The organism is Halorubellus litoreus (assembly GCF_037081675.1).
GTDB lineage: Archaea > Halobacteriota > Halobacteria > Halobacteriales > Natrialbaceae > Halorubellus > Halorubellus litoreus.
In genome coordinates, this window is the sequence record NZ_JAZAQL010000002.1 from 618894 (window position 1) to 634745 (window position 15852).

13 protein-coding genes and 1 pseudogene are annotated in these 15852 nt (G+C 69.0%); 7 read left to right on the top strand and 7 right to left on the bottom strand.

Translation table 11 applies throughout. The annotated features are described in order from the left end of the window. Positions 1-210: 210 nt before the first annotated feature. The 4 genes from VYJ16_RS10375 to VYJ16_RS10390 all read left to right on the top strand — a co-directional run bounded on the left by VYJ16_RS10375 (position 211) and on the right by VYJ16_RS10390 (position 5284). A complete protein-coding gene (locus VYJ16_RS10375) occupies positions 211-1704 on the top strand; it encodes an APC family permease (protein ID WP_336350230.1) in 1494 nt (497 codons plus the stop codon). Continuing rightward, positions 1701-2513: a universal stress protein gene (locus tag VYJ16_RS10380; RefSeq protein ID WP_336350231.1), complete on the top strand. Its 813-nt coding sequence runs from the start codon at positions 1701-1703 to the stop codon at positions 2511-2513. The genes VYJ16_RS10375 and VYJ16_RS10380 overlap by 4 nt, the downstream gene beginning before the upstream one ends. Positions 2514-2713: 200 nt before the next feature. Continuing rightward, complete coding sequence (locus VYJ16_RS10385; protein WP_336350232.1) at positions 2714-4066, top strand: ribonuclease J; 1353 nt, start codon at positions 2714-2716, stop codon at positions 4064-4066. 108 nt (positions 4067-4174) lie between these two features. Further along, positions 4175-5284, top strand: coding sequence for a pyridoxal-phosphate-dependent aminotransferase family protein (locus VYJ16_RS10390; RefSeq protein WP_336350233.1), 1110 nt, complete (start codon positions 4175-4177; stop codon positions 5282-5284). Positions 5285-5305: 21 nt separating this feature from the next. Here VYJ16_RS10390 and VYJ16_RS10395 read toward each other — a convergent pair whose 3' ends face one another. Continuing rightward, positions 5306-5818 carry a hypothetical protein gene (locus VYJ16_RS10395; RefSeq protein ID WP_336350234.1) on the bottom strand — a complete coding sequence of 171 codons (513 nt, stop codon included), beginning with the start codon at positions 5816-5818 and terminating at the stop codon, positions 5306-5308. Between the two features lie 212 nt (positions 5819-6030). Between VYJ16_RS10395 and VYJ16_RS10400 the strand changes: the two genes are divergently transcribed. The 3 genes from VYJ16_RS10400 to VYJ16_RS10410 all read left to right on the top strand — a co-directional run bounded on the left by VYJ16_RS10400 (position 6031) and on the right by VYJ16_RS10410 (position 9594). Continuing rightward, the gene (locus VYJ16_RS10400) at positions 6031-7344 is read left to right on the top strand and encodes a cobyrinic acid a,c-diamide synthase (RefSeq protein WP_336350235.1); all 1314 of its coding nucleotides are present in this window, start codon (positions 6031-6033) and stop codon (positions 7342-7344) included. 284 nt (positions 7345-7628) lie between these two features. Further along, the gene (locus VYJ16_RS10405; protein ID WP_336350236.1) at positions 7629-9155 is read left to right on the top strand and encodes an aldehyde dehydrogenase family protein; all 1527 of its coding nucleotides are present in this window, start codon (positions 7629-7631) and stop codon (positions 9153-9155) included. 4 nt (positions 9156-9159) lie between these two features. Continuing rightward, positions 9160-9594: a hypothetical protein gene (locus VYJ16_RS10410; protein ID WP_336350237.1), complete on the top strand. Its 435-nt coding sequence runs from the start codon at positions 9160-9162 to the stop codon at positions 9592-9594. A gap of 36 nt (positions 9595-9630) precedes the next feature. Here the strand turns inward: VYJ16_RS10410 and VYJ16_RS10415 are convergent, their stop codons facing one another. From VYJ16_RS10415 to VYJ16_RS10435, 6 genes and pseudogenes are all read right to left on the bottom strand, one after another. Further along, positions 9631-10566, bottom strand: a complete 936-nt coding sequence (locus tag VYJ16_RS10415) for an alpha/beta hydrolase (protein WP_336350238.1) — start codon at positions 10564-10566, stop codon at positions 9631-9633. A gap of 95 nt (positions 10567-10661) precedes the next feature. Further along, positions 10662-10898 carry a 2-oxo acid dehydrogenase subunit E2 gene (locus VYJ16_RS10420; protein WP_379762532.1) on the bottom strand — a complete coding sequence of 79 codons (237 nt, stop codon included), beginning with the start codon at positions 10896-10898 and terminating at the stop codon, positions 10662-10664. Between the two features lie 178 nt (positions 10899-11076). Continuing rightward, positions 11077-11451, bottom strand: a pseudogene (locus tag VYJ16_RS22190) (2-oxo acid dehydrogenase subunit E2); the annotation flags it as partial. A gap of 85 nt (positions 11452-11536) precedes the next feature. After that, the gene (locus tag VYJ16_RS10425) at positions 11537-12586 is read right to left on the bottom strand and encodes a hypothetical protein (RefSeq protein ID WP_336350239.1); all 1050 of its coding nucleotides are present in this window, start codon (positions 12584-12586) and stop codon (positions 11537-11539) included. 206 nt (positions 12587-12792) lie between these two features. After that, positions 12793-14562: an L-lactate permease gene (locus tag VYJ16_RS10430; RefSeq protein WP_336350240.1), complete on the bottom strand. Its 1770-nt coding sequence runs from the start codon at positions 14560-14562 to the stop codon at positions 12793-12795. A gap of 207 nt (positions 14563-14769) precedes the next feature. Further along, positions 14770-15786, bottom strand: a complete 1017-nt coding sequence (locus VYJ16_RS10435; RefSeq protein ID WP_336350241.1) for an alpha/beta fold hydrolase — start codon at positions 15784-15786, stop codon at positions 14770-14772. Between the last annotated feature and the right edge of the window lie 66 nt (positions 15787-15852).

The window sequence follows — 15852 nt, forward strand, 5'->3', positions numbered from 1 at the left end:
CGGCGAATTGGAGGACTCGTTTGGGGACATGGTCTTGTACGGCCTTGTACCGATTACTACGCACCGAACGAAGATATCTCGCCCGGGCGGTTCTCGGCTCGCAGGAACCGTCGCCCCGACACCCGAAGCAGGCCACGACCGACCGGTCCTCGTCGTCGGTCGACGCGAAGCGCCCGAATACCTTAGTGCGGTCCGGTCGACGCGGGGAACGTGCCAAGCCACTCATCCTCGGAGGCGGGCGCCCCCGGCCCGCCCGACGGCGACGTCCCGGACGCGGCCGAGGCGCCCGCTCCCGAACCACCCAGCGGGGAGAACGCCGAGGGGACCGCCCCGGACGCGGAGCCGACCGTCGAGACGCCCGAGGCCGACGTCACTGACGACTCCGAGCTCGAACGCACCATCGGCCTCTCGGGCGGACTCGCCATCGGTATCGGGACGATGATCGGTGCCGGCATCTTCGTGTTCCCCGGTATCGCCGCGGGCGAAGCCGGCCCGGCCGCCGCGCTCTCGTTCGGGCTCGGCGCCGTCATCGCGCTCCTCGTCGCGCTCCCGACGAGCGAGCTCGCGACCGCGATGCCCAAGAGCGGCGGCGGGTACTACTTCATCTCGCGCGCCCTCGGCACCCTCCCGGGTGCGGTCGTCGGCATCTCGCTGTGGTTCGGGCTCGTGTTCGCGACCGCGTTCTACCTCGTCGGGTTCGGGTACTACGCCGTCGACACGCTCGCGCAACTCGGCGTCACCGTCGGCGAGGGACTCGTCGTCCCCATCGCGCTCCTGTTCGGGGCCGCCGTCACCGTCCTGAACGTCACCGGTACCGAGAACGCTGCGAAACTCCAGAACGGTATCGTCGCGCTCCTCCTCTCGATACTCGTCGCGTTCCTCGCGTACGGCGGCCTCGACGCCGTCGGCGTCTTCGGCGCCGAGACCGCGCCCGAGCAGTTCGCGCCGTTCGGAACGGTACCTATCTTCACGACCGCCGCGCTCGTGTTCACGAGCTACCTCGGGTTCGCGCAGGTCGCGACCGTCGCCGGCGAGATGAAGGACCCGGGGCGGAACCTCCCGCTCGCGATGGTCGGGTCGGTCGTCGTCGTCGGCGTCCTCTACGTCGTCACCATCTTCGTCGCGACGAGCGCCCTCGGGAGCGAGGAACTCGGCCGCATCGGCGAGACCGCGATGGTGGACGTCGGCCGCGACCTCCTCGGCGCGCCCGGCGCGCTCGCCATCGTCCTCGGCGGCCTGCTCGCGACGATGTCGAGCGCGAACGCGAGCGTCCTCTCCACCTCGCGCGCCATCTACGCCGTCTCGAAGGACGCACTCCTCCCGAAGCGCGCGAGCCGCGTGAACCTCCGCTGGGGCACGCCCCACGTCGCGCTCGGCCTCGCCGGCGGCCCCATCCTCGTGCTCGTCGCCACCGGCCAGGTCCAGGTGCTCGCCGAGATCGCCTCCTTCCTCCATCTCGTCCAGTACGGCCTCATCTGCGTCGCGCTCGTCGTCCTCCGCCGCAAGGACCCCGACTGGTACGACCCCGACTTCCGCACCCCGGGCTATCCGGTCGTCCCAGTCCTCGGCGCGCTCGCGAGCTTCGCGCTCGTCGGGTTCATGCAACCGACCTCGCAGATCGTCGGCGCGGCACTCATGCTCGCCACCGTCGGGTGGTGGGCGTACTACGCTCGCGACGTGGAACTCGGAGGTGTCCGCGGATGACGCGCGTCCTCGTCCCCATCCGCGTCCTCGAGTCCGAGTCCGTCTCCCTCGGCCTCATGAACCTCCTGTCGACGATGGACGTCACCGTCCTCGGCTACCACGTCCTCCCCGAGCAGACCCCGCCCGACCAGGCGCGCGCCCAGTACGAGGACCGCGCCACGAGCGCGCTCGAGGACATCGCCGAGGAGTTCCGGCAGGCCGGCGGCGACGCCGACCACCGACTCGTGTTCACGCACGACCGCAAACAGAGCATCGACCGCGTCGCCGCGGCCGTCGACGCGAGCGCATACGCCATCACGGGCGCCACCGGCGCCGTCGACAGCATCCTCGTCCCCCTCACCGGCGACGTGGACGTCGACCGCATCGTCGCGTTCGTCACCGACCTCGTCGGCGACCGCGACATCGACATCACCGTGTTCGCCGCCGCCGCCGAGGCGAACGTGGACGCCGTCCGCAGCGCGCTCGAGGACGTCGCCGCCGACCTCGACGAACGCGGCCCCGCGGTCACCGTCGAGACGGCGACCAGCCAGCGTCCCTTCGAAGCGCTCGTCGACGCCATCCCCGGCCACGACGCCATCGTCATGGGCGAACGCGCACCGTCGCTCCAGTCGCTCGTCTTCGGCGAGGAAGCCCGCCGCGTCGCCGCCGAATCCGTCGGCCCCGTCCTCGTCGTCCGACGCGAACCCGAGAAGCCGGACGACGACGCCGACGCTGGCACGACCGATGGCGACACCGGCGACCGGGACGCGGATACGTCCGATGGCGACACCGGCGACGCCGACGGCACGGACGGCGACGACGAGGAATGAGGAAGGTACCGGACAGTACTTACGTCGGGGCGAGAGATGTTCACGTAACCGCAACACGTGTCGTCCCCGAGAAGGACGAGTCGAGGCGACGCCGCCGCCGCTTGAACCGGCGGTCGGCGACGCACCGGTCGTCCTGCTCTCCTCCACACAGGCGTACTCTGAGACGGGTTCTGGGATAGCGTTGTTCGGACCTCATACCTATGGAAATCGAAATCGCGACAATCGGCGGCTACGAGGAAGTCGGGCGGCAGATGACGGCGGTCCGCGCCGGAGACGACATCGTCGTCTTCGACATGGGCCTGAACCTGTCGAAGGTCCTCATCCACGACGACGTCCGCACGGAACAGATGCACAGCCTCGACCTCATCGACATGGGTGCCATCCCGGACGACCGCGTGATGAGCGACCTGCAGGGGGACGTGAAAGCCATCGTGCCGACGCACGGTCACCTCGACCACATCGGCGCGATCAGCAAGCTCGCGCACCGCTACGACGCACCCATCGTCGCCGCGCCGTTCACGATCGAACTCGTCAAGGACGAGATCCAGGACGAGAACAAGTTCAACACCGAGAACGACCTCGTGACGATGGAAGCGGGCGAGACGATGCCCATCGGTGACTCCGGGGAGCTCGACCTCGAGTTCGTGAACGTCACGCACTCCATCATCGACGCCATCAACCCCGTCCTCCACACGCCCGAGGGCGCGGTCGTCTACGGTCTCGACAAGCGCATGGACCACACGCCCGTCATCGGCGACCCCATCGACATGGATCGCTTCCGCGAGATCGGTCGCGAGGGCGAGGGCGTCCTCTGTTACATCGAGGACTGCACGAACGCGAACAAGAAGGGCCGGACGCCCAGCGAGAGCGTGGCGCGCGACCGGCTGAAGGACGTCATGTACAGTCTCGAGGACTACGACGGCGGTATCGTCGCGACGACGTTCTCCTCCCACATCGCTCGCGTCAAATCCCTCGTCGAGTTCGCGCGAGACATCGGTCGGAAACCGATCCTGCTCGGGCGCTCCATGGAGAAGTACTCCGGCGCCGCGAGCCGGATGGACGGCGTCGACTTCCCGGACGTCGAGATGTACGGGCGCCGCCAGGGCATCGAGCGGACGTTCCAGCGCATCATGAACGAGGGCAAGGGGAACTTCCTCCCGGTCGTCACCGGTCATCAGGGCGAGCCGCGCGCGATGCTGACGCGGATGGGTCGCGCGGAGACGCCGTACGAACTGGACGAGGGCGACAAGGTCATCTTCAGTGCGACGGTCATCCCGGAGCCGACGAACGAAGGCCAGCGCTACCAGTCCGAGAACCTGCTCGGGATGCAGGGGGCGCGCATCTACGACGACGTCCACGTCTCCGGCCACCTGTCGCGAGAAGGCCACTACCAGATGCTGCAGGCGCTCCAGCCCCAGAACGTCATCCCCGCGCACCAGAACATGAAGGGCTTCTCGGGGTACGTCGAACTCGCCGGAAACCAGGGGTACAAGCTCGGCCGCGACCTCCACGTGACGACGAACGGGAACGTCATCCAGCTCGTCGAGGAGTAAGCGAGTTCGGTTCGCCGGCTTGCCGGTTCGACGCCGTCGTCACAAGGGCCGGTATCACAACTACCTTGGAACCCGACGTTGCAGGTCCGGGTATCAGGTAGATTCTGCATGGAGAAACGCGAATACACCGACGACTATCCCGAGAAGACGCTGTACATCCCCGGGCCGACCGAGGTCCGCGAGGACGTCATCCAGGAGATGGCACAGCCGATGTTCGGGCACCGCATGGACCGGATGACCGACCTCTACACGACCATCGTCGAGGACACCAAGGACTTCCTCGGCACCGACAACGAGGTCGTCATCCTCACGGCCTCCGGGACCGAGTTCTGGGAGGCGTCGACGCTGAATCTCGTGGACGAGAACATCCTCGTCCCGACGTGCGGGAGTTTCAGTGAACGGCACGCGAACGTCGCGGAGCGCCTCGGGAAGGACGTCGACCGCCTCGAGTACGAGTGGGGCGAAGCGATCAAGCCCGAGGACATCCGCGCGGAACTGGAGGCGAGCGACGAGGGCTACGACGTCGTCGCGACCGTGATGAACGAGTCCTCGACGGGCGTCCGGAATCCCATCGAGGAGATCGGTGACGTCGTCGCGGAGTACCCGGACACGTACTTCGTCGTCGACGCCGTCTCCGCGCTCGGTGGCGACCACGTGGACATCGACGCGCACGGCATCGACGTCATCTTCGCGTCCACGCAGAAGGCGTTCGCGATGCCGCCCGGGCTCGCGGTGTGCGTGGTGAGCGACGAGGCGTACGAGCGCGAGGTCGGGAAGGACTCCGCGTCGTGGTACGGCGGCTTCCAGCGTACCATCGATTACTACGAGCGGAAGGGCCAGACGCACTCGACGCCCGCGATCCCCGTGATGCTCGCGTACCGCAAGCAGATGAAGCACATGCTCGAGGAGGGCCACCACGAGCGCAGCGACCGCCACCTGGAGATGGCGGAGTACACCCGGGAGTGGGCCCGCGAGCACTTCGACATGTTCCCCGAGGCCGGCTACGAGTCCCAGACGGTGTCCTGCATCGAGAACACGCAGGGTATCGACGTCGCGGCGACGATCGAGCAGGTCAGCGAGGAGTACGACTACGTGTTCTCGAACGGCTACGGGAGCCAGCTCGGCGAGCAGACGTTCCGCATCGGTCACATGGGCGAGCACGACCGCGACTCCATCGAGAAGCTCACGGACGCCATCGAGGACGTCGCCGGGCTCTGAGCGCGGCCGTCGCGACCCGACTCACTCGTCGTCCGGCGTCTCGGGGTCGTCGATCCAGTTGTAGCACCGGAAGTCCTCTTGGTCCGTGGTCAGTGCCTCGATGGGGACGAACCCGCGGCCGCCGCGCGCACCGACCGCTGGCTTCTCTGGGTCGTCCGCGACGAACATCGCCTTCGCGTTCAGCCGCACCGTGACCTCGAGCTCGCCGCGGTGATCGTCGTCGGGGTCGAACGACATCGAGACGTCGTTCGCGCCGACACCGAAGCGGACGTGGCCGTCCGGGGATTCGACGGCGACGTCGTGACTCGCCATCGCACCCGCGAGGTCGGACAGCCACGACGACAGCGTCTCCCGGTCGACGTCCCGCGAGAGGTCGAACCCGCCGTCGGCGTCGACCGCGCCGTCGTCGAACGCGAACGTCGGATAGACGAGGTCCTCGGGTGGCAGGGCGTGCTCGCCGGGTTCCAGGGGGTTGCCGTCGACGCCAGTGGGTACGTCTTCGTCGTCCGTTCCGGCCTGTTCGTCGTCCGTCATTCCGGGGCCCCACGTTCGAGTCCGCGTCCGGGTTCGTGTCCGCGTCTGTCCTGGGTTGCGACCCGACGAGCGCCACGGGAGCGGCGAGCGAACGACCTCGATTCCATCGACGCGACCGTCGCCCGCGACCGACAAGAAACGTTCGCTCGCCGTCGACGTTCGACGGCCCGGGAAGGAGAACGCACTCGTAGGTCCCGCTCGAAGCGGGTGGTATGAGAGGGTTCGTCGTCGGCGGGACGCGGTCCGGGGTCGGGAAGACGGTGACGGCGCTCGCGGTGATTCGAGCGCTCCAGGACGCTGGACGCGACGTCCAGCCGGCGAAAGCCGGTCCGGACTTCATCGACCCGAGCCATCACGCGCACGTCGCCGGGAAGCCGTCGCGGACGCTCGACGCGTGGCTCCAGGGCGAGGATGGCCTCCGCCGGAACTACCATCGGGGCGAGGGCGACGTCTGCGTCGTCGAGGGCGTGATGGGCCTCTACGACGGCGACGTCTCCAGTACGGCCGCCGTGGCCGCGACGCTCGACCTCCCGGTCGTGCTCGTCGTCGACGCGAAAGCCGGGATGGAGAGCGTCGCCGCCACCGCACTCGGGTTCCAGCGGTACGCGGCCGTCGCCGACGTGGACGTCGACGTCGCCAGCGTCGTCGCGGCGCGAGCCCACGGCGGCCGGCACGAGCAAGGTATCCGCGACGCGCTCCCCGACGACCTCGAGTACTTCGGGCGCGTCCCGCCGAACGAGGCGCTCGAGATACCGGACCGCCACCTCGGCCTCCACCTTGGCGACGAGGCACCGCTCTCGGCGGACGCGCTCGACGCCGCGAGCGAGTCCCTCGACGTCGAGGGTCTCCTGGACGTCGCGCGGACGGCACGGCGACCCGCGACCAGCGACCCGGACACGGGCGAGGAGCGTTCCGCGACCGGGACGCGCGTGGCGGTCGCCCGCGACGACGCCTTCCGGTTCGCGTACCCCGCGACCGTCGAACGCCTCCGCGAACGCGCCGACGTCGTCGCGTTCGCGCCCACCGCCGGGGACGACCTCCCCGACTGCGACGGCGTCTACCTTCCCGGCGGCTACCCGGAGCTCCACGCCGACGCGCTCGCCGCCGCCCCGGCGCTCGAACAGCTCGCTCGCGCCGCGAGTGACGGCCTCCCGGTGCTCGGCGAGTGCGGCGGCCTCATGGCGCTCTCGCGGTCGCTGACGACGACCGACGGCGACACCTACGAGATGGCGGGCGTCCTCCCCGCGGACGTCCGGATGTGCGAGCGCTATCAGGCGCTCGACCACGTGGAGCTGCGCGCGAGGACCGACACCGTCAGCGCCGGCGCTGGCGAGTCTCTCCGCGGGCACGAGTTCCACTACTCGCGCGCCGACGTCGACGCGGACGCGCGGTTCGCGTTCGACGTCGAACGCGGCGACGGCATCCACGACGAGAAGGACGGCCTCACCGAGTACCGGACGCTCGGCACGTACGCGCACGTTCACGCCGAAAGCGGTGCGTTCGACGCGTTCGTCGACGCGCTCTGACGTCGAACGCGGTGCCCTTCCCGAACGTGACGGCCGTCGTCGAGCTGACGAGGTCTCCAGTCGACGTTCCTGCCCGTCGAGTGCCCCACAGAAACCTTCGCGACTTCCGAGGTGTCGAGATCTGGTCCGTGCTGCTGTCGGGCCAATGGTCGTGTCGTGGCGGTGCTGGCGGCCTGGAGCCGACGAACCCGGCGAACGGTTCCGGCACGTCATCTAGCGGATACGAACTGGTAGCTACCAGTAGGACGTGATTTTATGGGGCCACCTTCGAAGCAGCGACTGCCATGTCACTTGATGACAGTGCACAATCCTCGGCGGAGCGGAAGTCCGCAATCAAGCAGCGTCACGACCAGACAGCGAGCGAGGTCCTTCCCGAGCACCGCGAACTCTACATCGGCGGCGAGTGGGTACAGAGCGCGTCCGGGGAGACGTTCGACACGACCGACCCGACGACCGGCCAGACGCTCGCCAGCGTCCAGGCCGGTAACGCCGAGGACGTCGACCGGGCCGTCGCCGCGGCGTGGGACGCCTACGACGACGTCTACAGCGGGTACTCGGACGCCGACCGGCAGGCGATGCTCGAAGCGATGGCCGACGCCGTCGAGGAGAACCAGGAGGCGTTCGCGCGCCTCGAATCGCTCGACAACGGGAAGCCGATAACCGAAGCGCGCATCGACATGACGCTCGTCGCCGACCACTTCCGGTACTTCGCGGGCATCGCCCGCAGCCACGAAGGCCGAACGAAGGGGACCGACGACAGCCGGCACGTCCAGACGCTCCGCGAACCGTACGGGGTCGTCGGCCAGATCATCCCGTGGAACTTCCCGCTCCTCATGGCCGCCTGGAAGCTCGGCCCCGCGCTCGCCGCCGGGAACGCGGTCGTCCTGAAGCCCGCCGAGGAGACGCCGCTCTCCATCCTCAAACTGATGGCGGAGACCGAGGACGTGATTCCAGACGGCGTCGTGAACGTCGTCACCGGCTTCGGGCCGGACGCCGGCGAACCGCTCTCGAACCACAGCGACATCCGGAAGCTCGCGTTCACCGGGTCCACGGAGATCGGGAAGGAGGTGATGAAGAGCGCCGCGGACAACGTCACCGACATCACGCTCGAACTCGGCGGGAAGAGCCCACTCGTCGTCTTCCCGGACGCGGACCTCGAACAGGCCGTCCAGACGACGACGACCGCCATCTTCTTCAATACCGGCGAGTGCTGCTGTGCGGGCTCGCGGCTGTTCGTCCACGAGGACATCAAAGCGGAGTTCCTCGACGAACTCGCGGCCGCCGCCGAGGACATGGTCGTCGACGACCCGCTGCTGGAGTCGACCGACCTCGGCCCGAAGGTCACCGCGGAGCAGGTCGAGCGCACGATGGGATACATCGAGGAGGCCGAACGCTCGGGCGCGGCGTTCGTCACCGGCGGGAGTCAACCCGACGACGAGGCGCTCTCGGACGGCTGCTTCGTCGCGCCGACGCTCATCGACGGCATCGACCACGACAACAAGGCCGTCCAGGAGGAGATATTCGGGCCAGTCCAGGAGGTGTTCACGTGGAGCGACTACGACGAGATGATCGAGCTCGCGAACGACGTCGACTACGGGCTCGCAGCCGGCGTCATCACCGAGGACCTCACGAAAGCCCACCGGACGGCGAAGGACATCGAGGCGGGGAACATCTGGGTGAACACGTACAACGACTTCCCCGCCGGTCAGCCCTTCGGTGGGTACAAGCAGTCCGGTATCGGTCGGGAGACCGCCGCGGAGGCCGTCGAGCACTACACGCAGACCAAGACCGTGAACATCAGTCTGGACTGAGGTGGTGTCCGTCCCGTTCCCGGAGACCGCGGACGTCGCGGCTGGGTTCGGCGCGGACCAGGTCACGATAGCGCCCGATGGCACGGCGTACGTCGTCCCGTCGGGGATGCACGAGCGACTGCGGCGTGCGGTCGTCGCCGACCACGAGGCCGACGACCGCGTCGAGCACGCCGACCACGAGGCCGTCGACCGCGCCGAGCACGCCGACCGGGACCCGAAGGTCGCGCTCGTGCTCGCCGGCTGGGTGTGCCTGCAGGCGGACGGGATGACCGACCGCGTGAACGTCGACGCGCCCGACGCGTTCGTGGACGGCGCGCCGATCCGGCGGTTCGCGCGAGCGCACGACGCCGGGTCGGTCGCGGTCGCACGCCACCCCAGCGGCGACGTCGTCACGTCATCGGCCCCGTCGACGTTCGCGTTCGACGGCCGAGTCGAGTAGTCCGGGCTCGCGTTCGACGGTCGAGTCGTCGAGCGGTCAGTGCGCGTCGAGCACCGCCGCGAGGTCGTCGCCGAGGGCGGCGATGGCGTCGCGAGCGCGGTCGACGCCGGGCATGGTCAGGAACCCGTGAGGCATGTCGGGATGGTTCACGTAGCGCGTGTCGACGCCGTCGCGGACGAGTTGCTCGGCGTACGCGCGGCCGCCGTCGCGGAGCGGGTCGAACCCGGCGGTGAGGACGGTCGCGGGCGCGACGCCGGAGACGTCCGCGGCGTTCGTCGGGTCCGCGTACGGGTTCCGCCGGTGGACGTCGCTCCCGTAGTAGGCGTCCGCGAAGAACGCGAGGTCCGCCTCGGAGAGCACGACGCCGGCGTGCTCGCGGACCGACGGCGCGTCCTCGTCGACCCCGACGCCGGGATAGACGAGCGTCTGGTACGCGAGGGCGGGACCGTCGCGCTCGGCGGCCATGAGCGCGGCCACAGCCGCGAGGTTCCCGCCCGCGGAGTCGCCCGCGACCGCGACGTCGCCCGTGCCACCGACCGCGTCGGGGTTCGCCGCGACCCACTCGACGGCCGCGTACGCGTCCTCGACGGCCGCGGGGAACGGGTGCTCGGGCGCGAGCCGGTAGTCGACGGATAGCACCGCACAGTCGCTCTCGCGGACGAGCCGCCGGCAGAGGCGGTCGTGGGTCTCGATGCTCCCGAACACGAACCCGCCGCCGTGGAAGAACACGACCGTCGGCGAGCGCTCGCTCGCGTCCGGCCGGTACAGGCGCGCGTCGACGTCGCCGCCGGGGCCAGGTATCGCGAGGTCGGCCGTCGCACCGACCGGCGGCGGGTTGCGGTTCTGGACCCACATCACCGGGCGCGTCAGGAGTCGCGCGAACTTCACGCCGAGGCGACCGTGCGGTAACGGCATGTACGCCTGACGCTTGACCGCGGCCTTGGCCTGCGGGTGCATCTCGTCGGCCTGCATCACCGAGCGGTACTCCCGCGGGCGGCAAACCGATTGTGCTCGACCCGGTCCGCGACCGGTCCCGGACCCGTCGCGGTCCGATTTCGGCGTTCGCGTCACTCGGCCACCGCGGGTAGTCCGTGTGCGTCCTCGACGAGTTCGACGAACCGGTCGGCGAACCGGGCGGCGTCGGCGCCGTCGACGACGTCGTGGTCGACCGTCACGGTGAGCGAGAGAACGTCTCGCGGTTCCAGTTCCCCGTCGACGTACCGGGGTTTCTCCGCGACGCCGCCGACGGCGACCTGGACGGTGTAGTTCGAGGGAGTGACCGCCCACCCGCCTCGCTCGCCCATCATCCCCACCGACGTGACGGCGACGGTGCCGGCGAGCGACTTCCACCGACGGGGGGAACAGTTGCGGGAGCCGCCACGGGAGTCGTCGCACGAACCCGGGGAGCGACAGCGCGAGACGTTCGGTCGGCGAGAGCGACGCGTCGTCGGTCGACGCCTTCGCCGCCCGGACCTCGTCGTGGACCGCGCGCAGCGACCGGCGGTTCGCGGCGCGGACGACGTGCGGAACGCCGACGCGGCCGGCGTCGGTCCCCTTCTCGACGAGGACGTTCACGTCCACGTCGTCGAACGTGTGGACTCGACCGCGCCAGTCCCGGTACGCGTTCACGTGCGGGTGGTCGTCGACCGCGGCGGCCAAGCAGTGCGCGACGAACGCCGTGAACGACAGTCGCGTCCCCGTCTCCGCCTCGTAGCGCTGGATGCGCCGACGTGCCGGCGTCACGTCCGCTTCGACGAGCCCGTGGACGCTGCTCCGCCCGCTCGCGACGCGCATGTAGTCGACGGTCGCCCGACGACGCGCCGGCAACCGGTCGACGCGCTCACCACCGTTGCTCATGCTCGCATCGACGACGCCCCGGACCAAACGTCTTCGTCCGGCGGACCGACTGCCGAGCGAGTCACGGTCGCGGCCGTACGCGGGATTACCGCCAGTCGAGGCCCCGTGGGTCGCTGGGGGGTGCGAGCGGGCTCGTCGGGAGGTCGTCGCTGGGTTCGGGGTCGTTGTACGCCTTCGGTGCGACGTCGTTCGGTGCGTCCGGGTAGAACAGCGACGCGATGGCGTGGAGGTGCTCGCGGCCGACGTCCAGTTCGAACTGGCCGCCGCCGTACAGCTCGATGTCGTGCTCGCGGCAGTAGTCGAGGGTGTCCAGCAGCGCCTCGACGCTCCCGAACCGCGACGGTTTGACGTTCAGCCACTCCGGCTCCCAGGGGAGCTCCTCGACGGTGTCGACGCTCCGGATCGGGTAGTCCCACGTCACGCGCTCGACGTGCGATTCGAGCAAGGGTCGCGTCTCGTCGGTCACCTCGGGGTCCTCGACGAACGCGTCCGGGAACCCCTCGACGACTCGTTCGTAGAGCTCGGGGTCCGCGGGCTGGTCGACCGTCGTTCCGTGGTACTGGCCTTTCAGGTCGAGCGCCCGCACGGCGCCCGTCTCAGCGAGCCGGTCGACGACCTCCTGGGTCCAGTCCGACGTCGGGTCGAGCTTGAACTCGAGGTCGGGGTTGCGGTCGAGCCAGTCGAGGACGCGGTCGCCCGTCGGCGGGTCCTCGAGGCGCGTACTCACCACGAACCGAACGGGGTCGTACTCGCGGTCGAGTTGGGTGGCGAGGTCCGTGTCCGCCTGTTTCAGCGCGAGGTCGAGCGCCGCGCTCTCGAACGCCCACTGGCGGTAGTTCCGGAAGATCGGCTGCCCGGGCTCCTCGCCGAAGAACAGGTCGCCGTCGGCGACGTACGACGAGAACGAATCGAGCGTGTACTCGCCGGCGAACGCGAGGTCGGTCCCGAGGTCGTGGAACGTCTCGTGCGCGTCGGTCTCGTACGTGACGTCCTCCCCGCGTCCCGTCTCCCCGTCGCCGTGGAGGGCGACGACGGTCGACGCGCGAGTGAACCCGCTCGACGTGTCGCTCTCGAACCACTCCAGGTCGTAGTCGTCGATGCGGACGTCGAGGTCCGCGACGCGATCGTAGAGCATCCTGTCATGCAAAACGACGCCGAGACACAAGTAGGTGAACCCCCCGCGAACCATCTCCTAGCTGAACTGTCATGTCTTGCGTGGTGACGTCCGTTCGAGAGTACGGGACGAGTCGAACGCGGGTTCCCGAAAGCGGACGTAAGCGCCGGAAAGCCGACCTAGGAGCCAAAAAGAAGACGTACGTGCCGGAAAGCGAACGCGAGTGCTCAGAACGCGCCGGGGACGACGACGTACGCGAGCAGCAGGGTGAGGAGCCCGGTCGCGACGCCGTAGTAGAGCACTGGAATCAGTTCGAGGCGGATGACGCGGCCCTCCTCGCCGATGAGGCCGACGACGGTCAGTGCGGCGACGACGTTGTGGATCGCGATCAGGTTCCCGATGGCGCCGCCGACGGCCTGCCCGGCGACGACGACCTGGGTCGGGGCACCGATCTGCTGTGCGGCCTGGTACTGGAACAGCCCGAACAGGATGTCACTGACCGTGTTCGAGCCCGCGATGAACGCGCCGAACGCGCCGATGAATCCCGAGAAGAACGGGAAGGCGCTCCCGGTGAGGTCGGCGGTCAACTCCGAGAGCACGCCGAGCATCCCGGCGGTCGCGGTCGTGTTCTCGAGCACGACCGTACTGCCGGTGCGCTGCATGATCATCACCGTCGCGACGGCGAACCAGAGCGCGACGACAGCCGGCGCGATGTTCCGCACGGCCTCGGCCCAGGACGCTTTGACGTCCTCCGTACGCATTCCGTGGAGTCCGTAGGTGACGACGGCGACGAGCACGAACAACGTCCCGGGCAGGTAGAGTATCTCGATGGACTCCGAGAACGGCGTTCCGAGGATGTTGTTCCACGAGAGCTGGAACTGGAGGAGGAACGACTGGACCTCGCCGACGACGCGCGTCACGACGAGTAACGCCGCGACGAGCACGTAGGGGAGCCACGCCATCCCGAGGGACATGTCCTGGTCGTGGGCGTCCTCGAACGAACCCGTGGTGGTCCCGCCGTCGGTCGAGACCGACTGCTTGGAGGCACTGCCGACGCTCTCACCGGGTTCTATCGTCCCGACCCAGTGCTCGGGCCAGTTCGCTCGCGGCCCGAAGTCCCACGTGGACTCGGGGATGAAGTAGCCGGCGCGAAGCGTCGCGGTCGTGACCAGCAGCCCCACCATCGACCCGAGGAGTGCCGGGAACGTCGGTCCCAGGAACACCGCGGTCGCGACGTAGGGGACCGCGAAGGTGGCCCACGCGAACAGACACAGCGGGACCACCTCGATCGCTGGTTTGATCGACCGTTCCTCGCCGAAGAACCGAGTCATCATCGCGACACCGACGAACGGGATGGCGATACCGACGACGGCGTGGATGAGTGCCGCCCAGATGCCGAGCTGGGTGACGTATGCGCCGACGGTCTCGAACCCGCCTTCCTGCACGATCTGGGTGGCGGCGTCCGTGCCTTCCGCGAACACGACGTCGCGGAGCCCGATGATGAGCGGGGTGCCGACCGCTCCGAACGTGATCGCGAGGATGTTCCCGGTGAGCGCCACGACGACGGCGGCCATCGGCGGGAAGCCGAGGCCGACGAGTAACGGCCCGATGATGGCTGCGGGCGTCCCGAACCCGGCCGCGCCCTCGATGAACGACCCCATCAGGAACACGAGCAACACCACCTGCACGCGTCGGTCGTCACTGATAGAGGAGAACCCCGCGTTGATGACGTCGAACGCGCCGGACTGTTTCAGCGTGTAGAGGAGGAGGATGGCTCCGAAGACGATGACGAGGATCCGCGTTGCCGTCATCGCACCCCGTATCGACGCTGCTGCGATCAACTGCGGGGACATCTCCCACCCGACGAACGCGGCGCCGCCAGCGAGCACCCACGCGATCGGCATCGTGCGGGTCGCCGGCTGGTACAATCCGACCATGAGGATAGCGATCGCTGCGAGCGGAATCACCGCCAACAGCACCATCAGGAGGTCAGCCATTGGACCGACCTCCGCGTCCCGCTGCTCCGTGGTCGACGCTGTTCCTCGTCGAGACGCTGCTCTCCGGACGGGTGAGCGTTGCCATGCGTCTACCAATGCTATCCGCGCAAAAATACACGAACGGGTGTTCTCAACGATTGGGAACTGGTTCGCAGTTTCAGACCGCGTCGCTCGCTGCCGCGAGCTCTCGTGTCACGCTTCGAGGCGTCAGGACGACTGCGGATTCGACGAGAGCACGGTGTCGACGAACGCGTCGACGACCCGCTCGGTCTCCGCAGCGTCTGGGCCGACCATCAGGATGTGGTCGGCGGCCGCCTCGTGGTGTTCGACGTCCGGGATGCGTTCGAGGACGTACTCGGCGTGCGACCGCGGAACGAGGGCGTCGTACGCGCCGGTCAGGACGAGCGTCGGGCACGCGACGTCCGCGTAGTCGAGTAGCGGGAGTCGTCGCTGCCAGCGTTCGTCGTTCAGCACGCCGTCGACGCGCGCGCTCGCCGGGGAGAGCGACGCGGCGAGTGCGAGCACGCGTTCGCGATGCGTCGGTCGGCTGGCGACGGACTCGACGTACGCCCGCAGTTCGTCGCCGTCGAGCGTCGACGACATCCCCGGACCGAGCGCGACGACGCGACCCGGTGCGAGCCGCGCGAGGGCCGCGAGCGCGCCGGAGAACACGTCGAGGAACGGCGTCGATGTAAGGACAGAATCGAGCACCGGGACGCCCACGCCGTACGCGCGCTCCTCGAACTGGGTCGTGACGGCTGCACCCAGGACGAGGCCGCTGACGCGCTCCGGGTGCTCGACCGCGAGGTGGAGCGCCGCAGGGCCGCCGCTCGAGTACCCGGCGACCACGGCTCGCTCCACCCCGAGTTCGTCCATGAGCGCGACGCACTGGGCGGCCTGTGCGCTCGGCGACCCGTTCGCTTCGAGCGGCGTCCGGAGGTATCCCGGTCGAGAGGGTGCGATGACCTCGACGTCGTCGCCGAACAGCGCCTCGCCGAAGCACAGCCCCTGGTCGTACCCGCCTGGCGCGCCGTGGAGGACGAGAACGGGCGGCCCCGACCCGCGTCGCGCCACCTCGACGACCCCGCGGTCGGTCTCGACCAGTTCGCTGTTCGCCGCGAGCGACGCGAGCCGGCGTCGTTTCCACCGCCACAGTCCAAGTCCCGTCGCAGCGAGCGCAACGCTCGCGGCGACCGTCCCCGACTGGCGTCGACTGCGACTCATACGCTAGACCCACGACCTGGTCCGATATAAGGACGACTCCCGACCGGCGTCCGCCATCGGCGCCTG